At 67.6% G+C, this 21,818-nt stretch carries 21 protein-coding genes and 1 pseudogene; 17 read left to right on the plus strand and 5 right to left on the minus strand.

Annotation, left to right across the window (positions count from 1 at the left end; genetic code table 11):
- The first annotated feature begins 5 nt into the window (after positions 1–5).
- A complete protein-coding gene (locus SACSA_RS0119930) occupies positions 6–938 on the plus strand; it encodes an oxidoreductase (RefSeq protein ID WP_019819549.1) in 933 nt (310 codons plus the stop codon).
- A gap of 22 nt (positions 939–960) precedes the next feature.
- On the opposite strand, the gene SACSA_RS0119935 is transcribed toward SACSA_RS0119930, so the two are convergent.
- Positions 961–1,587 carry an IMPACT family protein gene (locus SACSA_RS0119935; RefSeq protein WP_019819551.1) on the minus strand — a complete coding sequence of 209 codons (627 nt, stop codon included), beginning with the start codon at positions 1,585–1,587 and terminating at the stop codon, positions 961–963.
- A gap of 164 nt (positions 1,588–1,751) precedes the next feature.
- Here SACSA_RS0119935 and SACSA_RS0119940 point away from each other — a divergent pair, with 164 nt between their 5' ends.
- Positions 1,752–2,042: an ArsR/SmtB family transcription factor gene (locus SACSA_RS0119940; protein ID WP_019819553.1), complete on the plus strand. Its 291-nt coding sequence runs from the start codon at positions 1,752–1,754 to the stop codon at positions 2,040–2,042.
- On the plus strand, positions 2,039–2,428 hold the full coding sequence (locus SACSA_RS0119945) for a VOC family protein (protein WP_019819554.1): 390 nt from the start codon (positions 2,039–2,041) through the stop codon (positions 2,426–2,428). Before SACSA_RS0119940 ends, SACSA_RS0119945 begins: the two co-directional genes overlap by 4 nt.
- 121 nt (positions 2,429–2,549) lie before the next feature.
- Here SACSA_RS0119945 and SACSA_RS0119950 read toward each other — a convergent pair whose 3' ends face one another.
- Complete coding sequence (locus SACSA_RS0119950) at positions 2,550–2,732, minus strand: hypothetical protein (protein WP_019819556.1); 183 nt, start codon at positions 2,730–2,732, stop codon at positions 2,550–2,552.
- Between the two features lie 20 nt (positions 2,733–2,752).
- Positions 2,753–3,154 (minus strand): hypothetical protein, encoded by a 402-nt coding sequence (locus SACSA_RS0119955; protein WP_083940320.1) that lies wholly within the window; start codon positions 3,152–3,154, stop codon positions 2,753–2,755.
- A 1,484-nt stretch (positions 3,155–4,638) separates the two neighbouring features.
- Here SACSA_RS0119955 and SACSA_RS0119960 point away from each other — a divergent pair.
- From SACSA_RS0119960 to SACSA_RS0120015, 12 genes are all read left to right on the plus strand, one after another.
- Positions 4,639–5,181: a cupin domain-containing protein gene (locus SACSA_RS0119960; RefSeq protein ID WP_019819559.1), complete on the plus strand. Its 543-nt coding sequence runs from the start codon at positions 4,639–4,641 to the stop codon at positions 5,179–5,181.
- Between the two features lie 28 nt (positions 5,182–5,209).
- On the plus strand, positions 5,210–6,364 hold the full coding sequence (locus SACSA_RS0119965; protein ID WP_019819561.1) for a DegT/DnrJ/EryC1/StrS family aminotransferase: 1,155 nt from the start codon (positions 5,210–5,212) through the stop codon (positions 6,362–6,364).
- 61 nt (positions 6,365–6,425) lie between these two features.
- On the plus strand, positions 6,426–7,334 hold the full coding sequence (locus SACSA_RS23925; protein WP_198009108.1) for an aromatic prenyltransferase: 909 nt from the start codon (positions 6,426–6,428) through the stop codon (positions 7,332–7,334).
- 213 nt (positions 7,335–7,547) lie between these two features.
- Positions 7,548–8,096 carry an isopentenyl-diphosphate Delta-isomerase gene (idi, locus tag SACSA_RS0119975; RefSeq protein ID WP_198009109.1) on the plus strand — a complete coding sequence of 183 codons (549 nt, stop codon included), beginning with the start codon at positions 7,548–7,550 and terminating at the stop codon, positions 8,094–8,096.
- 146 nt (positions 8,097–8,242) lie between these two features.
- Positions 8,243–9,808 carry a class I adenylate-forming enzyme family protein gene (locus SACSA_RS23930; RefSeq protein WP_019819565.1) on the plus strand — a complete coding sequence of 522 codons (1,566 nt, stop codon included), beginning with the start codon at positions 8,243–8,245 and terminating at the stop codon, positions 9,806–9,808.
- Positions 9,805–10,875, plus strand: coding sequence for a methyltransferase (locus tag SACSA_RS0119985; RefSeq protein WP_019819567.1), 1,071 nt, complete (start codon positions 9,805–9,807; stop codon positions 10,873–10,875). The genes SACSA_RS23930 and SACSA_RS0119985 overlap by 4 nt, the downstream gene beginning before the upstream one ends.
- A 136-nt stretch (positions 10,876–11,011) precedes the next feature.
- Complete coding sequence (locus SACSA_RS0119990) at positions 11,012–11,941, plus strand: aromatic prenyltransferase (protein ID WP_019819569.1); 930 nt, start codon at positions 11,012–11,014, stop codon at positions 11,939–11,941.
- A 220-nt stretch (positions 11,942–12,161) separates the two neighbouring features.
- Complete coding sequence (locus SACSA_RS0119995; RefSeq protein ID WP_019819572.1) at positions 12,162–12,545, plus strand: DoxX family protein; 384 nt, start codon at positions 12,162–12,164, stop codon at positions 12,543–12,545.
- A 556-nt stretch (positions 12,546–13,101) separates the two neighbouring features.
- Positions 13,102–14,151: a type III polyketide synthase gene (locus SACSA_RS0120000; protein ID WP_083940322.1), complete on the plus strand. Its 1,050-nt coding sequence runs from the start codon at positions 13,102–13,104 to the stop codon at positions 14,149–14,151.
- A gap of 248 nt (positions 14,152–14,399) precedes the next feature.
- A complete protein-coding gene (locus tag SACSA_RS0120005; RefSeq protein WP_019819575.1) occupies positions 14,400–15,950 on the plus strand; it encodes a DUF6851 domain-containing protein in 1,551 nt (516 codons plus the stop codon).
- A 438-nt stretch (positions 15,951–16,388) separates the two neighbouring features.
- Positions 16,389–17,288, plus strand: a complete 900-nt coding sequence (locus tag SACSA_RS0120010) for a TIGR03619 family F420-dependent LLM class oxidoreductase (RefSeq protein WP_028662076.1) — start codon at positions 16,389–16,391, stop codon at positions 17,286–17,288.
- A gap of 168 nt (positions 17,289–17,456) precedes the next feature.
- A complete protein-coding gene (locus SACSA_RS0120015; protein WP_019819578.1) occupies positions 17,457–18,878 on the plus strand; it encodes an alanine/glycine:cation symporter family protein in 1,422 nt (473 codons plus the stop codon).
- A 79-nt stretch (positions 18,879–18,957) separates the two neighbouring features.
- Here the strand turns inward: SACSA_RS0120015 and SACSA_RS0120020 are convergent, their stop codons facing one another.
- Together SACSA_RS0120020 and SACSA_RS0120025 are read right to left on the minus strand one after the other, a co-directional pair.
- Positions 18,958–20,151, minus strand: coding sequence for a cytochrome P450 (locus SACSA_RS0120020; RefSeq protein WP_019819579.1), 1,194 nt, complete (start codon positions 20,149–20,151; stop codon positions 18,958–18,960).
- Positions 20,152–20,360: 209 nt separating this feature from the next.
- Complete coding sequence (locus SACSA_RS0120025; protein WP_019819580.1) at positions 20,361–21,122, minus strand: LysR family substrate-binding domain-containing protein; 762 nt, start codon at positions 21,120–21,122, stop codon at positions 20,361–20,363.
- 58 nt (positions 21,123–21,180) lie between these two features.
- Here SACSA_RS0120025 and SACSA_RS0120030 point away from each other — a divergent pair, with 58 nt between their 5' ends.
- Positions 21,181–21,564, plus strand: a complete 384-nt coding sequence (locus SACSA_RS0120030) for a DUF5997 family protein (protein ID WP_019819581.1) — start codon at positions 21,181–21,183, stop codon at positions 21,562–21,564.
- A gap of 105 nt (positions 21,565–21,669) precedes the next feature.
- Positions 21,670–21,818 (plus strand): annotated as a pseudogene (locus SACSA_RS23935) (BCCT family transporter); the annotation flags it as partial.

Consider the following 21,818-nt stretch of genomic DNA (forward strand, 5'->3'; position numbering starts at 1 on the left):
GGGTCATGACGACGAACACCATGGACACGAACAGCACACCGACCGCCGATGCCGCGGGTACCTGGCAGCTCGGCGACCGCACGGTCAACCGGGTCGGTTTCGGCGCGATGCGCCTGACCGGCATGCCCTGGGACGAGAAACCCAGGGACCGCGCCGACGCGATCGCCGTGCTGCGCCGCGCTATCGAGCTCGGCGTCAACCACATCGACACCGCGGCCTTCTATTTCCTGCCCACCCGGTCGGCCAATGAGTTGATCAGCACCGCGCTGCAGCCCTACCCCGACGACCTGGTCATCACCACGAAGGTCGGCCCCGGTCGTTCCCGGGACGGCGCGTTCGAGTACGCGCGTCCGGAGGCGCTGCGGAGTCAAGTGGAGGAGAACATCCGCCAGCTCGGGCTCGACCACCTCGACGTCGTCAATCTGCGCTGGGGAGCTGGGATGGAGAAGGCTCCGGGCTCTCTGGTCGAGCACTTCGGCGCGCTCGCCGAGTTGCGGGAGGCCGGCCTGGTCCGCCATCTCGGTGTCTCCCACATCGTGGCGGAGCAGCTGACCGAGGCGATGTCGATCGCGCCCGTGGTCTGTGTGCAGAACCGGTACGGTCTCACCGAGCGGCAGGACGACGACCTCGTGGAGCTGTGCGCCGAACACCGTATCGCGTTCGTGCCGTTCTTCGCCGTCGCGGCTTCGGTCCCCGGCGCGACACCGCACGGCGGCCACGACGAGGCGGGTCAGGCCGAGGTCATCACGGTGGCCGAGGCCCACGGCGTGACGCCTGCGCAAGTCCGGCTCGCCTGGACGCTCCACCAAGGCGATCACATTCTCGCCATCCCCGGCACCGGCAACCGCGCACATCTGGAGGACAACATCGCGGCGGGCGCCCTCCAGCTCAGCGACGACGAGCTGGCACTGCTCGACAGTGTCACCGACGCGGGCTGAGTCCTGCCGACCCAACGGCCGGTCAGGGCAGGTCAAGGTCGCGCGGCCCGGCGTCGATGACATCGACCGCGGTACCGGAATGCTCGGCCAGCCACGCGTCGAAGCCGTCCACCGCGTCTTCGGCGACGGCGACCGTGAAGGTGACGTCCGAGCCGTACTCCACGCCGCTCACCCGGTACGGCGAGTGGCGCAAGTGATGCTCCAGGCGCCCGGCCCGGTCGTGCGGGACCGCGACCAGCAACTCGCGGTGGCGCACCCGGCGAAGCTCGCCGACCGTATCCAGCGTCGCGGTCAGCGCCCCAGAGTAGGCACGGACCAGGCCACCGGCACCGAGCTTGATACCGCCGAACCAGCGGGAGACGACGGCGACGACGTCGGTCAGGCCGCGTCGGGTCAGTACCTCCAGCATCGGGACACCGGCCGTGCCCGAGGGCTCGCCGTCATCGTTGCTGCGGGCCGTGAGCCCGCCGGTCTCGGGGTCACCGATACGCAGAGCGGAACAGTGGTGGTGGGCGTTCGGCCCGGCTCGCCGGACCCGGGTGATCACCGCGGCGGCCTCGTCGACGTCGGTGACACGGGCGACGGTGCACAGGAATCGGGAGCGCTGGATCTCGATCTCGTGCTCCCCGTCGCGGGCGATCACCCGCATTGCCCCACCTCGACCGCGCACTCACCGGATGTTCCGCTCAGCTGTCCGCTCGATCCTAACCCTGGTGTGCGGTAGTACGGCCGGGTGCGCCGGAGCTCACCGTCAGCGTGGACGGGCGCGCGAGTCCTTGACAGGCAAGTGTCTACTTGCCTATAACTGCGCTCATGGACGCGGACCTGTTCAAGGCTGTTGGCGACGCGACGCGACGCACCATCCTGGACGAGCTGACCGACAAGGACGGTCAGACGCTGTTCGAGATCTGCGGCCGACTGGCCATGAAGCACGGGCTGTCCTCCTCGCGGCAGGCCATCTCGCAGCACCTCGCGGTGCTCGAACAGGTCGGCCTGGTGCGCACCCGACGGCAGGGTCGGTACAAGTTCCACTACCTCGACACGAGCCCCCTGCGCTCGATCGTCGAGCGGTGGCCCATCGACAGAGAGGAACCGGGACCATGATCCGCATCAACATCACCAGCGTGCTGGTCGACGACCAGGCCAAGGCGCTGGCCTTCTACACCGACATCCTGGGGTTCATCAAGAAGACCGACGAACCCGTGGGCGGGGCTCGCTGGCTCACCGTGGTCTCACCCGCCGACCCGGACGGGGTCGAGCTGCTGCTGGAGCCGGACGGCCACCCGGCGGTCGGCCCGTTCAAACGAGCCTTGGTCGCCGACGGTATCCCGTTCACCCAGTTCGCCGTCGACGACGTGTATGCCGAGGTCGAGCGGCTCAAGGGGCTGGGCGTCGAGTTCACCCAGGACGCGACCGACATGGGGCCGGTGGTCACCGCCGTGTTCGACGACACCTGCGGCAACCTGATCCAGATCGCCGCCACGAAATAGTGGGCGGGCACCGCCGACCGGAATCTCGGACCTGGTTATCGAACCTGTGCGCTGAGGGGCAGGAGCCCGCGGGCCTGCGGGGGTGCGATCGCGTGCGTGCTATCCGCGGCCCGCGGGCGAGTCAGCGCGTCAGATCGTCGAGAACGGCCGTGACGTCGTTGGGATGGTAGTAGGTGCGCACACCCTCGGTATAACGGCGCCACCGGTGTTTGTGCGCATAGCGATAGATGGTGCCCTTGGGAATGCGCCAGATGCTGGCGATGTCATCGGCCGTCAAGCCCGCTACCGCGTGTTCACGGTCCACGTTCGTCCGCCTTGGTTGTGTCATATCAGACTGCCGAGCTTCGACCAGCGGGTCACCGGCCATGAGTGGACGGAGGATTCAGAGCAGGTGATCTCGGAACGAGGAAGGTCACCGTGGGGCCGGATGAGAGCGAAGAGCTCACCATCACACTCGGGGGCGGGGCAGTGGCCGACACGGATGCGTCTGCCGTCGTCCGGGTAGGCGACGCGGGCTGCCGTCCGCTCGAGGTGCCGGATCTCGTCCGCCAGATCGCCCGCGGCGGGATGCCGGCACAGCCAGTCGACATGGCGAACCAGGAATCGCGCCAGGACCGCGATGTCCCGTGCCGGCGGCTCCACGCGTCGTTCCTCGGTCACGAGTCCCGCCCACGAGGCAAGAACCGTACGAATCGACGACCGTACTTCGACCGCGGCGGCATTCATCGAGGAATCCCTGTTCGCGGCCCTGCGCGGGCGCTTCCGTATGACCCGTACTTCTTTCGACCCTTCACCCCCGCCGCAGTCCGAATACAGCGCGGGCAATGCCCGAAGCCCTTCTACGAGATGGTCTCGGCACGGGAGGCAGAGAAACCCTGCGTCGGCTCTCCGTGATCCCTTCCCTTCGCTTCTGCACGAGGCGGTCCGGCATAACTCGCTTCCCATCACGCGGCCTCCGGGTTGAGGATCAGCTCAACTATTCGGAAATCGACGATCGTGTCGTGTGCTATTATCGACAAATCGCCTATCCCCTGTGTTGCGCAGGGAGTAGATCGCAGGTTCGCTACGCCTGTCAACACCGAAGGTGGGGGAGTACGCGTGCGGGCCGAGTAGCGACCGAATGGCGTAGAGACCGTCCGGTGGACGGGCTAACCGTGGATTACGACCGTTGGTCGTGGATGGTCGGTCCGTGGTTGGGTGAGCGTTGCGCTGGATGTTGCCGGCCCGTTACTTCCTGGGCGTTCGAGGTGGCTTGGTCGTCGGGTTCGGACCGTGGTCGAGCCGTTGTATCCCACGCGGCCGCTCGGATGAGCTCGTCGTGGCCTGCCGCGAACGTCCGCCGGGCGCGAGTCCCGCCCGGCGAAGGTCCTATGAGGGCTGTCGAATTGAGCTGGTTCTCCCGCGCAGCCCTGACCGGGCGGCGTGTGCCCCGGTAAGAGGGTCATGTGCCGCGGTGCGGGGCGTGGGCGCCCTGCCGACGTCCGGCCGCCACCCGTGAGAGCCGCTCGCTGGGCCGGAACTCGTCGCCGGAGGCCGGACTCTGGTGGTTCAGGTCGACGGGTCGCAGCCCACGACCCGTGCGTTGTACGGGGGCTTCCGCCGAAAAGCGCAGTGGACTGCACCAAGAGCAAGAAGAGGCGCGGCTCAATCGGTCCCGTGGGTCCCGGGCAGCCCTATGGGAAGACTCAAGAGCCGCTGAAGATGACCTTGACAGTCGGACTGCGAAGACGGTACCAATATACTCGTTGTCCTGATTGTACCCACGTGAAAGAGTCGACGCGGAAACGTGAGGTCACAGTGGCGCCGTGAATGAGTAGCCACAGTAGTTGAGTAAAGGTCGATCTGGTCTCCGTAGCGTTCTGGAGATGGTGATGATTTCTGTGGTGGACCGCTGTGACTGACCGGAAGCGACCGCTGCTGTAGGTCCGCGTCACCGCCGCGGACCGAATCCGGCCGGGAGCGGTGTCGTATTTGTCGGCGGATTCGTTTTCGTGCGCCGTGGCAAGCGGTTCGGAGGCAACGTTCTGACCGTCTCGGTGCGTGGTCTGTGCGGTAACCGGGCGACCGGAATCGGTTCGCTGTTTTCCGAAGGGCGTGGACGGACCGGTGCGGTTCCGGTGCCGCGCTCTGTTGGTGTGTGTCAGAGTCGGGGGTCGTTCGGCGAGCGATCCGGCGGATTTTCGAGGACAGACGACAAGGAAGCGACGGGTATGAGCGGTCTGATTGTCCCGCCCGGTGAGGGGCGACAACTGAACACGGAGATGCAGGAGATCACGTTCAAGGCCACCGCGGCGGACGGTTCGGCGATCTCGGTTTTCGAGGTGATGGTCCCGCCGGGGTTCGATGTCGGGGCGCACACCCACCAGCACTCGCAGGAGTTCTTCTACGTCCTTGAGGGGACGCTGGAGCTGCTCGCGTTCGAGCCGGTCGAGCGCACCGGCGACCGGTGGCAGCACTGGGAGTCCGCCGAGGGGGAGCGGGTCGTCCGTGCGGGGCCGGGTAGCTGCATGTTCGTCCCTCCCGGGTGCCCGCACGCGTTCCGGAACGCCACCGACGAGCCCGCGCGCATGCTGTTCCAGAGCTACCCCTCGCCCGATCACGAGCACTACTTCGAGGAGATCTACGACATCTTCTCCGCGGGCCGGTCAATGAATCCGGAGGCCGTCCAGGAGCTGCGGGACCGTTACGACATCAATCAGATCACGCCGCTTCGCTTCGAGCCGCCCGCACACTCGCACGCCCAGGATCGGTAACGCTCGACTCGGAACCCGAGGTGCCATCATGGAGACGATTCCCCTGGTTCACGCGAGCTTGGGCGAACAGGAGCTGGCGGCCGTCGCCGAGGTGTTCTCCTCGGGGTGGCCTGCCGGCCAGGGACCGAGCGGGAAGGCGCTCGAAGCCGAACTGGCCGAACGGTACGGTGTGGGCGACGCGCTCGCGCTGAGCAATTGTGGCGCCGCGCTCCATCTGTCACTGCTCGCGCTCGGCGTCGCGCCCGGTGACGAGGTGATCGTCGCGGATTACACGTTCCCGGCTCCGGCCCATGCGGTGCGCTACGTCGGTGCGGAACCCGTCTTCGCCGACGTGCGCGCCGACACCGGCACTGTCGATCCCCGGGCTGTGGCGGACCTGATCGGTCCGCGAACGGTGGGCGTGATCGCGGTGGACACGGTTGGTCTGCCCGCCGACTACGCGGAATTGCAGTCCCTGGCCGACCGCCACGGGCTGTTCCTCGTCGAGGACGCCGCCTGCGCTGTCGGGGCGACCTACCGCGGGCGGGAGGCGGGCACGCTGGCACCGGTGGCGTGCCTGTCGTTCCACGGTCGCAAAGGCGCCACCAGTGGTGAGGGCGGGGCGTTGCTCGCCGCCGATCCGGCGCTCGGGGCAGGCGCGCGGCTGCGCTCGTCGTTCGGTATCGGGAGCATCTTCGAGCAGTCGCAGGAGGTCGGCCTGCCGATCCCGGTATTCGAGGAGATCGGGTACAACTACAAGTTGTCCGACATCGCCGCCGCGATCCTGCGGGTGCAGCTCGGCCGGATCGGCGAGCTGCTGGACCGCCGGAGCGCCGTCGCGGCACGCTACGGCGAACTGCTCGCGGACGAGGAACTCCTCACGGTGCCGACGGTGCCGCAGGACCGTACGCACGCGTGGCAGTCCTACATGGTGACACTCGATCCGGGCGTGGACCGCGCGGCGGTCGCCGCCGACCTCCGTTCCCAGGGGATCGGTTGCGGCCACGGGACCTGGGCGTGTCATCTGCAGCCCGTGTACGCCAAGGAGGGGTCGTGCCCGGTCTCGGCGGACCTCTTCCGGCGCAACCTCGCCATTCCGATGCATGCCGAACTGGACACGCAGCAGGTCGAACGGGTCGCGGAGGTCCTGCGCGATGCGGTTCGCACACACGCACGTCCGCACGGTGGCCGCCGGGCGGGGTAGGACGACGAATGACCGGCCCAGGCCGGATCGGGAAGCCAGAATCGATGTTCGGGAGGACGATGTGTCCGAAACCGCTGAGTTGACGCGTCTCTACTCGGCCCTTGAAGAATCGGCCGCGGTGCTGAACGTCCCCTTTTCGGGGGCCACGGTTCAGCCTGTCTTGACCGCGTACGGCGATGTGGTCCCGCACGCGATGATCGCCTTCAGGGTGACCAGCGCCGAGAGTGACGAGGGAGAGCTCGACTGCCGAATCCTGTTCCGGAAAGAGGTCGATCCGTACGCCGTGGCCTTGTCCGAAGGCTTCGTCCCGGCCTCCGGCCACCCCGTTGACGAGCTGCTCTCAAACATCCGCGAACGCTGTCCCATCGACAGCTACGGCATTGATTTCGGGCTCGTCGGCGGGTTCAAGAAGATCTGGGCGTTCTTCCCCGAGGACGACTTCCAGCCGCTGTCGACGCTGGTCGAGATGCCGTCGATGCCGCGCAGCCTCGCAGCCAACGTCGAGTTCTTCGCACGGTACGGCCTGGACGACAGAGTGGGCCTGGTCGGCATCGACTATCACGACCGAACGGTGAACGTCTACTTCGGCAAGCTGCCGGGCGAGTGCCTCGATCCGGACGCTGTCCGGTCGATGCACCGGGAGATCGGCGTCGCGGAACCGAGTGAGCAGATGCTGAAGCTCTGCGAGCAGTCGTTCGGCATCTACTTCACGCTGAACTGGGACTCGCCGACCATCGAGCGGATCTCCTTCAGCGCGATCACTCCGGACCCGCTGTCGCTGCCCGTGCGGTTCGGCCCGAGGATCGAGCGCTTCGTCGAGAACTTCCGGCACGGCGCCGACAACCCCAAGATGGTGCATGCCGCGGTGAAGTCGACCGGCGAGGAGTACTACAAGATCCAGGCGTACTACCGGTGGCGGCCCCGTACGGTCAACCTGACCTCGGACGACTCCGCCGAGGTGTCCGCGTAGGTGGGTTCCCGGCACGCCACGGTGCCGCGCACGGTGTCGCGGTGCGCCGGCCTCGGCACTCTCGCCGGGGCGTTCCGCTCGACGGCGGTCCCGCCGTGGAGCACGCGGCCGGCCCGGCGACGTATCCCGGCACACGGGGAATCCCGTGCCGGACGCACGCCCCCGGTGCTGACGCGCCCCATGTCCTGTATTCGAAGAGGAAGGTGACCCGCCGTGGTTAGTCGGGAAGCGCAGCTGGTGGAGCTCGTCGATACGGACGGTGCTGCCAGCGGGTCCTGCAGCGTCGCCGAGGCGCACACCGCGCCCGGCCGGCTCCATCGGGCATTCTCGGTGATTCTGCTGGACGATCTCGGCCGGATCATGCTCCAACAGCGGGCCGCGGAGAAGAGCCGGTTCGCGTTGCGGTGGGCCAACGCCTGCTGCAGTCACCCGGCGCCGGGGCAGAGTGTGTTCGACGCCGCCGATCAGCGGCTGCGTGAGGAGATCGGCGTGCGCGAGGTGGAGCTGCACCAGGCCGGTGTGTACCTCTACCGGGCGCAGGACCCGGAGACCGAGCGGGTCGAGCACGAGTACGACCACGTACTCGTCGGCCGCGTCACGGCCGACCCGGTCGTGCGTCCTGACCCGGCCGAAGTGGCCGATGTCCGCTGGGTGGACCCGGACCACGTCTGGGCGGACATGGCAGGCAATCCGGACCGGTATGCCCCCTGGCTCGAGGGCGTGCTCAAGGTGGCGACCGAGGCCACCGGCCGACCGTCGTGAGCCGCGGTGCCCGTTCCCGCGTTGGCTGGTGGCCGTCCGCGCGTCCCGCGCGCACGACAAGGGAGACAGTCACGATGAAGGACTCAGTCATTCACAGGTCGATTCGAAAGCACGGCCTTCATCTCGGCATGGTGCCAAGGTGGGCCGTGGCCAGGAACCCCTCGACGGAGCTCACACTCGATCACGACCTGGACGCCGTCCCCGAGATGGGACGGCATCTGACCGTGGCCGAGCTCGCCGAGCACGTCGACGACCTCGCGGGACGGCTGTGGACGGCCGGGGTCCGGGCCGGCGAACACGTCGCGATCCACAAGAGCGCCAACTTCGATGTCTGGATGCTCGCGACCGCGGCCGCGCAGACCGGAGCGGTTCCCGTGATGCTGTCGCCGGCGCTGGACGGCGCGACGGTCGGCGCGCTGCTGGAGCGGCTGGACAGACCACACCTGCTCAGCGACGCGACCAAGCTCGACGCGCTTGGTGAGGTCCCGGTCGGGGACCTCACCAAGCAGGTGATCACCGTGGCGGGCTCGGTGCCGGGGACCGTCTCGCTCGCCGAACTCGACGGTTCCGCGAGAGTCCGGCCGGTGCTCAACGGACCGGACGATCCCGCGATGATCACCCACACCTCCGGGACCACGGGGATTCCCAAACTGATCGTGCACACGCCCCGCAGCATGGGAACCCGGCTTCGGCCGCAGTGGTGGCTCCTCTCGTTGATCAGGAAGCAAGAGACCGTCGCCATCGACGTTCCCTTCGTGCACTCCCGGACGTTCGCGGCGATGTCCCTGGTGTTGCTCAAGGCGATGCCGACCCTGTTGCTGAACGACCCCGAGCCGGAACAGGCGGCCGAGTCCTTCGTCAGGCACCGGCCGGGACTGGTCGAAGCGCTGCCGAACGCGCTCATGGCATGGGAGAAGCTCGCCGACGACCCACGGAAGCCGTTCTCCTCGATCAGGTACTTCAGCAGTACCTTCGACGCGATCCATCCCCGCACGATCGGTCGTATCCTCGACTCGTCCGACCGGCGGATGCCGTTGTTCGTGCAAATCTACGGACAAAGCGAGGTGGGTCCGGCCGTCGGTCGGTTCTACCTGCGTCGGTTCCTCGACCGAGCGAACGGCCGCTGCGTCGGTTGGACCATGCCGGGCTGTGCGAAGGTCCGGGTGGTGAGCAGGGACGGCAACCCGCCGTCGAAGAACAATCCCGGACACATCGAGGTCGCGTGGCCGGGCCTGGCGAAGACCTACCACGGCGAGGCACAGCGGTACGCCACCAACCGCTACGGCGACTGGTGGCGTACCGGGGACATCGGTTACCGCACCAGGCTGGGCTGTCTGCACATGTTCGACCGGGAGATCGACATGATCGACGGAGTGCGCAGCACCTTGGAGGTCGAGGACCTGATTCTGGACCGGCTGGAGGAGCTGGGTGAGCTCGTGCTGGTCCGGGGTTCGGAGTCCGAGCCGATCCCGGTGTTGTGCACCAACGACGATCAGCCACTGGACCGGCAGCGCTGGCACGCGGCCGTGGGCGACCTGCCCCAACTGGCCGAGCCGGTGCAGTTGCCGGAGGCCGAACTGCCCAGGACCGCCACGTTGAAGGTGCAACGGGTCGAACTGTCCCGCACGCTCCGGGAGCGAATCGGACGTGCGCGAGACGTGTCGGCAGACGAGTGCGGTGAGCGAACAGCACGGAACGGAGCGAGCCAATGACACGGGAAGCCACACTCGCGCGGTTGCGCGAGTACATGGTGGGCCCCACGCGTTTCATGACCCTGCTGTCCTGCGTCGAGCTGGGCATCATCGACAGGCTTCGGGAGAAGCCGGGCATGACCGCGGCCGAGCTGGGAGACACGGTCGGCGTCAAACCCGATGCGGTCGAGCAGCTCTTGCACCTGCTCGTCAAGGAGGGCTTCGTCGCCCACGACGACAGCTCCGGGGGCTACACTCTCGACGCCCTGGCGGAGGTGCCGGAAGCAGACCTCCGGCGTGCCCACTCCTACATGAACCTGATCAAGGTCGTGGCGCTGAGGCAACTGTTCTACCTGCCCGAGAGCGCGCGGGAGGCAGTTCCGGTCGGTCTGCGGGAACTCTACGGGCACGAAGGCACCCTGTACGACGCCGTGGCCGAGCACAGAGACCTGCGTGCGGCATGGGCGCCGTTGATGAACACCGTCACGGCCAACACCGATCCCTGGTTCTTCGACAACATCGACATACCTCCCAAGGCGCGGGTGCTCGACCTCGCCGGAAACACCGGCATCGGTGCGATCCATACGCACAAGATGACGTCCTCGCCGGACATCCACGTCACCACCTTCGATCTGCCGGAAAAGCGTGAGGAGTGCCTGGAGAACTTCAGGCAACACGGCGTGGAGGAGGACTCCTCGTTCATCGGTGGTGATGTCTTCGAAGGCGTTCCCGAAGGGTTCGACATCGTCCTGATCAAGCACTTCCTGGACATGTTCGACCAGGACGACGTGTTCCGCATCCTCAACGGGGTGCACAAGTCGCTCGACGTCGGCGGGCAGGTCAACATCCTCGTGCCGGTCTACCCTGAGGACGTACGCAGTCCCGACAACTACAATGTGGACTTTTTCCCCGCCTTCTTTCTCGGCTGTACGATGGGCCAGGGTGGACCGCAGAAGCTGTCCACCTACCAGAGTTGGTTGCGGGAGTGCGGGTTCGAGGTGACCAAGACCGTCACGAGGGATCCGGCCGATGTGCCACCCGACGTGATCCCGCAACAGGGGATCCTGTGCGCGACGAAGGTCGAGTGACCGGCGCGACCGCCCCTTTTCGAGGATCACGGACCAGGGTCGACGCGGAGGGTGCGCGGGAGAGCGGTCGGTCACTGTTGCCGTCCTGCTCTCCCACGCGGTCGAACGAGCACCGGACCCGACCATTGGAGGAGATGTGCCCAAGGACGCCGACCCGAGAAGCAGCGTGTACTCGGCGATCGAGGAGGCGGCCGGCCTGATGGGAGCGCCCTGCTCACGGGAGCGGGTGTGGCCGATCCTGACCGCGTACGGGGACGGCATCAGCGAGGCCGGGATCGTGTTCAGTGTGCAGACGGGCGAACGTCATGCCGGCGAGCTCGACTACACCATCACGGTTCCCGCGGACGGCCCCGACCCGTACACCTCGGCTCTGTCGAACGGATTCCTCGAGGCCACGCAGCACCCGGTCGGCACCCTGCTCTCGGACATCCGGGCTCGATGTCACATCAGCGAGTACTTCATCGACTGCGGAGTCGTCGGCGGTTTCAACAAGGTCTACGCGCACTTCCCGCACGACCCGCTGAGCGTGGAGCGACTCGCCGAGGTCCCGTCCCTCCCGCGTTCGCTGGCCGACAACCTCGGCTTTTTCCTGCGTCACGCGTTACGCGACGTGGCGATGATCGCGATCGACTACCGGAAGAAGACCGTCAACCTGTACTTCGCACAGCTGTCCGCCGAGTGCCTTCGTTCGGCCAACATCCGGGCGATGCTCCGGGAGAGCGGGCTTTCGGAGCTCGACGGACCGATGTTGGACTTCGCCCTGGGTTCCTTCAGGATCTATGTGACCCTGGCGTGGGACTCCGCGGGGGTCGAGCGGATTTCGTTCGCTTCCCTGATGAGCAGCGGCTGGGTGAACGCGGCTCTGTCGGAGTTTCCGGTTCGGATCGAACCCGAGATCGAGCGGTTCGTGAAGAACGCGCCACAGGCCTACTCCGGTGATCGCGTGCGGATTCTGGCGATCAAGTCGTCCCCTGGCGACGAGTGCCTCAACTTCGGGTCGTACTACCAGATCTCGCCGGTCGTGCGGAATCTGCTGGCGGCGCGGGCGGGCGACGCGGAACAGTGACGGCTCCTCGGCGAGGGTGGCGCGAGGCCCCACGGCGAAGCACGTACCCGGTTGAACAAGTGAAACTACCGGTTCACCGGCTTTCCGGAGTTGTGATGTCGCGAGGCCCTGACGGAGTTGTGGCAAGATCAGCTAGGCCGGTATATTGCGCTGCCGAGCAGCGGCACATGGCGCGTCGTCGGCCACTGGGGATCGCCACGATGTTAAGGAGAAGGAGTTCATGAACCTGGCTCTGTGGATCGTCACCGGACTGCTGGCGGTGGTCATGGTGGTCGGCGGGACGACGAAGCTGTTCATCCCGAGGGAGAAGTTGGCCGCGACCACCCACGGGGGTTGGACCAACGACTTCAGTGACGGGTTCGTCAAGACCCTGGGAGCCGTCGAATTCCTCGCGGCGATCGGCATCGTGGTGCCGGCCGTGGTGAACATCGCGACGTTCATGGTTCCGGTGACCGCTGTCTGCTGGGTGTTGCTGATGATCGGTGCGATGATCACGCACCTTCGTCGTCAGGAGAAGCTTCCCGTCGCCGCGAACCTGATCTACCTGGCGATGGCTGCTTTCGTGGCATGGGGCCGCTTCGGGCCCGAGTCCTTCACCGGCTGATCCAGCCAGCCCCATAGCGAAGAAGGCCCTCGCCTCCCTCCCGGCCGAAAAGAGGGAGCGGGGGCCTACGCCAGGATCTCCGCCGTTTCGACCCGCGTAACCGTGTCCGTTCCCGGCAGTAGGGACGAAGGCGCCGGGAATTCGGGCGGAGACGAGAATACCCGGGCCCGGTCACCGTCGGCGGGCGCTCCCGGACCACAACGTCGCGGGCTGCGTCGTCCGCGTTGGTGGCCGGGCCCAGTTGTTGTCCTCGCCGGACGTTCGGCGCCGGTCGGCGCGGCGTACCCGCGGCGCGAGGGCAGGAAGCCCGAGCGATGCCGGATGTCGGCGGCGGTCGATCGCGTCGCCGGGGTCGGAGTCGCACTCGGATTTCGTGAGCGACGCCGGTCGTCGTGTGGCACGGAGCGGGCGTACCGGACGACACGACACAGTGCCACCTCCCGGCCCCGGTCCGGGAGGTAACAACGCTGTCGTCGACGCTGTGCGGCGCAGCTGAGCGAATCACCGTGAAGATGCGTACGAATCAGGGGTAATCCCCCGGAAGGTAGATTCGGGTATGCCAGTTCTATGTCGGCCGTCGGTGAGAGTTCCGGAACATGTCATCACGATGGAGGAAACACTCGATTTCGCCCAGAGAGTGCATTCCGGAAAACCGCAGTTATCACTTGCTTGTCGGTTGATCCAGAACACCGGTGTTCGAAAAAGGCATATCGTACAGCCTATCGAGCAGACGCTTCGTCATCCCGGTTTCGAGGAACGCAACCGGATCTACGAAGCCGAGTCGAAGAAGCGTGTTCCCGAGGTGGTCGAGGAAGCACTGTCGAATGCCGATCTGGCGGCCCGTGATATCGACGCTATCGTATACGTGTCGTGCACCGGGTTCTTGATGCCGTCCCTGACCGCATGGATGATCAATACCATGGGTTTTCGTTCCGACACGCGGCAGATCCCTATCGCGCAGCTGGGTTGCGCCGCGGGTGGTGCGGCGATCAACCGGGCCCATGACTTCTGCGCCGCCCATCCCGAGAGCAACGTGCTGATCGTTGCCTGCGAGTTCTGCTCGTTGTGTTACCAGCCTGAGGACGACGATGTGAGTTCATTGCTGTCCGACGGGTTGTTCGGGGACGCTGTGGCGGCGGCGGTGGTGCGAGGGTCCGGGGGTGTGGGAGTGTCGCTGGAGCGGAACTCCTCGTATCTCATCCCCGGGACCGAGGACTGGATCTCCTACGCCGTGCGTGACACCGGCTTTCATTTCCGGCTGGATCGGCGGGTTCCCGGCACGATGGAACCCCTCGCGCCGGTTCTGGATGAGTTCGCGGCAGGGCACGGCTGGGACGTCCGTGACCTCGATTTCTACATCATTCATGCCGGTGGCCCTCGGATCTTGGACGACCTCGCGAAGTTCCTCGACGTCGATCGCAAGATGTTCCGCCACAGTTGGGCGACTCTGGTCGAGTACGGCAACATCGCGAGCGCGGTCGTGCTCGATGCGCTGCGGCGGCTGTTCGAGGAGGACGCCCCGTCCCCGGCAGCGTCCGGAATGGTCGCCGGTTTCGGCCCCGGAATCACCGCCGAGATGGCGGTGGGTAGCTGGGTCGTCGACTGACCGGTCGGCGTCCCGTCTCCTCCGTACGCGATGACCACGCGACGGTACGAGCCGTCTCGTTGCTTTCGTGGCCGGGGGAGAACACACTGAAAAGGCGTGGGCGACTCCGCCGAAACGTCGTCGGCGCCTTCTCGAGCGATGCGTGAATCGGCCGGTTCTGTGGCCGATCACCGCGATCGGCGCATTCCCGGAAAAGACCCGGACCACGATCGCCGATCGATTCTCCGACGAAGAAAGGACCACATCTCATGGCTGCCTCCGAACCCTCCTCCCGCTTCGTGCTCCAGCGGAGGTCGTTGCTCGCCGGAGCCGCCGCGGCGGCGACGCTTCTCCCTCTGGGCAACGTCGGTGTCGCGACCGCCGCGCCGTCCGTGCGCTCGTCGTCGGGATCGACCAGTGAGTTCGACCTCGACACCGGAAACTTCATCCAGTACCTCTCCAAGAACGCCGACACCTCCGCCGTCTCCGAGTTCATCGCGCCCATGGACGTGACGATCCTCATCCGGTACACCTGCATGGCGCACAACGCGTGGTTCGACGCGTTGGCGCCCTACCACCCGACGGCGGTCGGCGTGTACTCCGACCTCGGGCGTCGCCCCGCCAGTGAGTCGGAGACCAACAGGAACAAGAACATCGCCGCTCTGTACTCCTGGCGCCACGTGATGGAAAGCGTGGTGCCCGCGGGTATGCCGACGTTCCGGAACCTGATGAACTCCTTCGGACTCGACCCCGACGACGATTCGGAGGACCCGACCACTCCGGTCGGCATCGGAAACCTGGCCGGTAAGGCCGTCGTCGAAGCCCGGTTGCGGGACGGGATGAACCAGCTCGGCGACAAGGGAGTCCGATACCACGGCAAGCCCTACAGGGACTACACCGGCTACCAGCCGGTGAACACCGCGTACGAACTGAACGATCCGTCCCACTGGCAGCCGCAGCTTCTGGAGCACGGCCGTCGCCTCGGAGACGGCGACGGTGACATGGGCATGTTCATGACCCAGGTCTTCACCACGCCGCAAATGCGCCTGGTGACGCCGTACACGTACAAGGATCCGAGCGGGTTCAGCATCCCGGTGCCCAAGCACACCGACCACACCAACGAGGGCCTGTACAAGAAGGTGGTGGACAGGGTGCTGGCGGCCTCGGCCGCGCTCACCGAAGAACAGAAGCTGAAGGCGGAGTTCTTCGACAACAAGTTCCTCGGTGTCGGTAAGTCGGTTCTCGCCGCGGCCGAGACTCATGATCTCGACCTGGACGGCTGGGTCCAGCTGCTCATGGTGACCGGGGTGGCGCTGTTGGACTCGCTTATCGCGTGCTGGCACTACAAGCACGAGTACAACGTCGTGCGCCCGTTCAGCGCGATCCGGCACGTCTACGGAACCAACACGGTGACCGCGTGGGGCGGGGCCGGTGTGGGCACCGTCAACGACATGCCTGCCAACGAGTGGGCCAGTTACCTCAACGTCGGCAACCATCCCGAGTACCCTTCCGCCTCCACGACGGTCATCTCCGCTGAGGCGCAGGCGGCGCGTCGCTTCCTCGGCTCCGACGTTCTGGACTGGACCTACACCTATTCCGCCGGCTCGTCGCTGGTGGAGCCGGGAATCACCCCGGCCAACGACTATCAGCTTCACTGGGACACCTGGACCGACTTCGTTCAGGACAGCAGTAGCAGCCGGGTGTGGGGCGGGGTGCACTTCGCGGAGTCGGCCGAGAACTCCATCGGATTCGGTACGCAGTTCGGCGACCGGGCTCACGAGTTCGTGCAGCGACACCTCGACGGCAACGTCAGCAAGTAACGCGCCTCGTGCGGCCACCGGCAGGACGACACGCCCGGTCTCCACACCGGGTCTCTGCCGGGTTCCACGGTGCCCGTTCCGCGAAGGACGGGCACCGTGGAACCGGACCGCTCGCCTGCCGGTGCACCGCGAGGCGCTGAATCGTTCGGAAAAGACCGGGAACGGATTCGGCGCGCGGACCGGACCGGGGAGTGCCGGGGCAGCGACGGGTTCTCGGGTGGACGCCGCCCGGGCGCCTGTGCTGCCCCGGCGCTCCTCAGCGGCCCGGCCGGAGGCCGCGCGCCCCCGGAAGTCGGCACGGTGTGACGCGGTTCGCTCCGGATGCGACGCCGGGGCGGCGTGCTGCCGCTATCGTGACCCGCATGGTCGGCACTGAGCGTTCCGCGACCGCGGATGACAGCTTGTGGCGTCAGTGTCGACGGCTGAGGAAGGCACCCGATGAAGATTGGCTTCACCCTGCCACAGATAGGCCCCCTCGGACGGGAAGCCGGGGAGGTGATGCGCTTCGCTGAGGAGGCCGAACGCCTCGGCGCGGACAGCCTCTGGGTGGCCGACCGCCTCCTGGCGCCGGTCGAGCCCACCGTGGGATATGCCGGCGGGGACACGATCCCGGACGTGTTCCACGATGTGCTCGACCCGTTCGCGGTGATGTCCGCGGCCGCCGCGGTGACCGAGCGGGTGGAGATCGGCACCAACGTGCTGGTCGCCTCCTGGTACGCGCCCGCGGTGCTCGCCCGGTCGATGACCACGATCGACCGCCTCAGCGGGGGTCGGTTGATCGTGGGCCTCGGGACGGGTTGGTCCCCCGAGGAGTACCGGGCCGCCGGAGTCCCGATGCACGAGCGTGGTGCCCGCCTCGACGAGTGCCTGGACATACTCCAGGCGTGGTGGTCGGACAACCCCGTCGTCTATTCCGGGAAGCACTGGACCGTTCCGGCGAGCCGGGTCGACCTCAAACCCGCCCGCGAGCCGCGTCCACCCGTGTATCTCGGCGGCTTCGCACCCGCGGCGACACGGCGGGTGGCGCAGCGGGCGGACGGGTGGCTGCCCGTGCACGTCCCGGAGTGGGGGCGGTTCGACCCGGCGGCCGTCACCGGGCCCCTGACCCGGATCCGGGAACTCGCACGGGACGCCGGACGCGATCCGTCGGAGCTGGGCGTGGTCCTGCGCGTGTATCCCGGTAGCGCCGCGTCCCTGGACGGAGTACTCGACACCGTGGCCTTGGCGAGGTCTGACGGCGCGATCGAACACGCCTTCGTGGAGCTGATGAACGTGGCGCACACGGTCGACCACGCCCTGGAGGTCGTCGACCGGGTCCTGCGGGCCGCCCGCCGCTGAGGTCGCGACGCCGCCGAGTTGCTGTGCGCGACGGGGCACAAGGTCGCCGTCGCGCCGAGGCGGGGCCGAGATGATTCTCCGCACACGACGGCGGCCTACCCGAACCGAGAAAGTCCGGCATCTTTACCATGTTCGGCCTTGCCCACCCGAGCTGACAAGGAGTCGGACATGGAGGAGTTCCTGGACGAGGTCAGCAGTGTGGTGTGGGGACCGTTTCTCCTCATCCCATTGCTGCTGGGTACGGGCCTGTACCTGACGATCCGGCTGGGCGGGGTCCAGTTCCTCAAGCTCGTCCCGGCCCTGCGGCTCGCGCTGTTCAAGCGCCGGGACGAGGGCGCGGATGGTGACATCTCCCACTACCAGGCACTCACCACCGCGCTCGCCGCCACGGTCGGTGTCGGCAACATCGCGGGCGTCGCGACCGCGATCTACTGGGGTGGTCCCGGCGCGCTGTTCTGGATGTGGATCACCGCGCTCGTGGGCATGGCGTCGAAGTATTCGGAAGCCTTCATGGCGGTGCGGTTCCGCACCAAGGACGCTCGCGGTGAGATGTCCGGTGGGCCGCAGTACTACCTGGCGAAAGCCATCCCGAACCGGTTCGGGCTCGTGCTCAGTATCGCGTTCGCGGTCTTCGCGGTGCTGGCCAGCTTCGGGATCGGCAACATGACGCAGTCCAACACGGTGGCCGCCTCACTGGAGAACTCCTTCGGCGTCTCACCCTGGGTGGTGGGCGTCCTCGTCACCCTGGCCGCCGGGACGGTGCTCATCGGCGGGATCAAGTGGATCGGCAGGGTGACCGCCGCGTTCGTGCCCTTCATGATCGTCGTTTACGTGCTGGGCGCGTTGACCGTGCTGCTGCTCAACATCTCCGAGGTACTGCCCGCGTTGGGAATGATCGTCACCGATGCCTTCACGGGTACGGCGGCCACGGGTGGCTTCCTCGGTTCGGCGTTCATCATCGTCCTCCAGTACGGCGTCGCCCGGGGGATCTTCTCCAACGAGTCCGGCCTGGGCTCGGCGGCGATCGCCGCCGCCGCGGCGCAGACCCGGCACCCGGTCCGGCAGGCCATGGTGTCGATGACCCAGACCTTCATCGACACGATCCTCGTGGTGTCGTTGACCGGCTTGGTGATCGTCACGACCGGCGCCTGGCAGTCGGGCATCGAGGGCGCGGCGATGACAGCGGAGGGCTTCACCCGGGGACTGCCCGGTGAGTGGGGTCACTACCTCGTGACGACGGGTGTGGTGTTCTTCGCCTTCTCGACGATGCTGGGCTGGGCCTACTACGGCGAGCGGTGCGTGGAGCGGCTCGTCGGCGTCCGGGGTGTCCTGCCCTACCGGCTGGTGTTCACCGTGGTGATCCTGGTGGGCGCGACCACGGAACTGAGCCTCGTGTGGACCTTCTCCGACGTGATGAACGGTCTGATGGCGCTGCCCAACCTGATCGGGCTGGTCGTGTGCGCGGGGCTGATCGCCCGGGAAACCAGGCAGTACCTCGCGGCGGACCCCGACCTGCTGCGGCAACCTGCCGAGTCGACCCTGCACGGCACGGACAGCCTGGTCGGTCCCGGCCGCGATCCCGTGGACTGACGGCGCACCGCCGGGTCGGTGAGGGGGCATTGGCCCGCTCCGACGCCGACCCCGGTGTCGGCCTTCACCCGCATCGTCGTCACTCCTGCCAGGTCACCGGGAATTCGTGGATGCCGTAGACGTTCGCGTCGTCCTTGAACGGCAGTGTGTCCGGCGGCACGGCCGGTCGCAGGGACGGGACCCGGCGGAACAGCGTGTCGAACACGATTTCCAGCTCCATCCGCGCCAGGTTCTGGCCCAGGCACTGATGCGGTCCGAAGCCGAAGGCGAGGTGGTTCCGCGCGCCGCGTGCGAGATCCAGTTCGTCCGGCCGGTCGAACACGTCGGGGTCGCGGTTGGCCGTGTTGCTCAACGCCACCACGCCTTCCCCGGCGCGGACCAGCACACCGCCGATCTCGACGTCGTCGACCGCGACACGGCCACCCGCGGCGAACTCGGCGATGGTGAAGTACCGCAACAGCTCCTCGACCGCCGCCGGTGTCCGCGACGGGTCGTCGACGAGCGCGCGGACCTCGTCGGGACGCTCGAGCAGGGCCATCGTGCCGAGGGAGATCATGTTCGCCGTGGTCTCGTGTCCGGCGATGAGCAGCAGGAAGGCCAGCCCGACCAGCTCGCCCCGGCTCTGTGACCGGGCGAGCTGACGGCTGAGCAGGTCGTCGGCCGGAGCCCGTTCCTTGGCCGCGATCAGGTCGCCGAGGTAGTCGCGCAGCTCGGTGATGGCGTGCAGGCGCTCCTCCGGCGAGGATTTCCGGCTCAGCAGCCGCGCCGAGTGTGCCTGGAAGAAGGCGTGGTCGGCATACGGGACGCCGAGCAACTCGCAGATCACCAGCGACGGCACCGGCAGCGACAACGCCGCGACGAGGTCCGCGGGCGGTGGCCCGGCGAGCATCGCGTCGATGTGCTGGTCGACGATTTCCTGGACGCGCGGGCGCAGCGCGGCCATGCGCCGGACCGTGAACTCGCCGACGACCGCGCGCCGAGCGGGCCCGTGCTCGGGTGGATCCATCGCGAGCAACGAAGGTTGCAGGTCCGGCGGTGCCATTCGGGGGCCGTCGACCAACAGCGGGAAGTTCGGATCGAACCGGTTGGAGCTGAAGCGCGCGTCGGTCAGCATCGTGCGGATGTCCTCGTGCCGGGTCAGCGCCCAGACGGTGCCGCCGTGGGGCAGGCGCACCCGCGCGACCGGCGCTTCCCGGCGCAGTCGGCGGTGTTCCCCGGGGGGCGCGTGCGGACAGCCGCGGGTGAGGGTCAGGGCGGGAAGCTCAGCCGTCACAGTCCACTCCGATCAGGGCGGCGATGTGGAAGGGATGCCTCCGGTTCGTGCTACCCACGGTAGCCATGCGGACGCGTTCCGTCGCCCCGCGAACGGGTGAGATCCGGCTCGGGGGGCGGCGTGGGACGTGCTGATGGCCGAACTGACGCGCGGCGTCGAGACGGCGCAGACCGAGGGGAGGTCCCGGTGCCCTGGGAGGCCGGATGGCGTCACGAGCGGCGGCGAGGTTTCCGGCGTGTGCGCTTGCGAGGGGCACCGGAGGCCTGGTTGCGGGTGCGGCGCGTCGCACCGCGGGCGGCGCCCTTCCGGTCCTCGTCCGCGCGAGGCGTGCGTTTCGCCGGTGCGGCGGCGGGCGGGCGCCCGCGGGTGCTGTTGACGGTGCGCCCACGCACGATCCCGATGAACTGCTCCATCAGATCGGTGGTCTCGTCCTCCCGCCACGCCAGCGCCACGCGCGAGGACGGGGCGTCGGTCACCGGCCGGTAGGTGAGGTTCCTGCGGTGGTGCAGCCGGGCCAGCGAGAGCGGGACGACGAGCAGTCCGGCTCCGGCCGCGACCAGCTCGATCGCCGCCGCGGTCGTGGCCGGGCGCTCGATCGCGGGCAGACCCGGCGGCCGGTCCCAGTCGAGCGTGTCGTCGAGCGGGTGCAGCAGAACCTCGTCGGCCAGGTCGGTGACGGACACCTCGTCTACCGCGGTCACCACGTGGTCCTTCGGGGTCACGACCACGGTCGTCTCGGTGTAGAGCGGGATCGCGTGCAAGCCCGTGCGGTCGGTCGGCAACCGGAGGAGAACCGCGTCGGTGTCGCGGGCGCGCACCCTGTCGCCGGCTTCGGCGGCGGACACGCGGAGGAGGGTCAGGGAAACCTCGGGCACCCGCTCGCCCCACGTCCGCACCCACTTGTCGGGCGTCACCCCCGGGACGTAGGCGAGCGTGAAGGAGGGAGGGTCCTCCGAATCCGAAGCCGGCACGGGCCCAGATTACCGGCCGTGGCCTCGCCTCGCGCGCACGGTCGATACGCTGAAGCGCATGAGCTCGCCCAAGACCACCCAGACGATGAAACCCGCGACCGCGGCGAAGAAGCTGAGTGTGTACCTCGAAGCCACGCCCGCGGAGTTTCAGGAGGGTGTCGTCTCGCGTGCCGAGTTGAACGCGCTCCAGGCCGACCCGCCCGAGTGGCTGCGCAGGCTGCGCCGCGACGGCCCCCACCCCAAGCAGGTCGTCGCGGCGAGGCTGGGCGTGTCCCTCAGTGGTCTCGCGCGCGGCGGTGTCACCGATCCCCTCACCACGGACGAGATCAACGCGTTGAAGGCGGACATGCCCGAGTGGCTCCAGCGGGAACGCGCGACCCAGGCCGAGGTCCGCAGGGAAGCGGCGCGGCTCAAGGAGAGAAGCGCCGAACGCCGCCGGTGACGGCCCGGGGCGGGGCAGCCGATCGACCGCGTGCGCCCCCGCCCCGCGTTCCTTGTCTCCGGCGCGCGTGCCGCGCTACCGGGCGGGCTGGAACGCCGCCGCCGCCTCAACATCGGCGACTACGTCAGCAACTTCGCCGACATGACGCTGAACACCTTCGCCTACGACCGGCCCACCGAGTGGCTGAACTCGTGGACGCTGTTCTTCTGGGCGTGGTGGATCGCGTGGGCGCCGTTCGTCGGGCTCTTCCTCGC

The organism is Saccharomonospora saliphila YIM 90502, assembly GCF_000383795.1.
GTDB classification, from domain to species: Bacteria; Actinomycetota; Actinomycetes; order Mycobacteriales; family Pseudonocardiaceae; genus Saccharomonospora; species Saccharomonospora saliphila.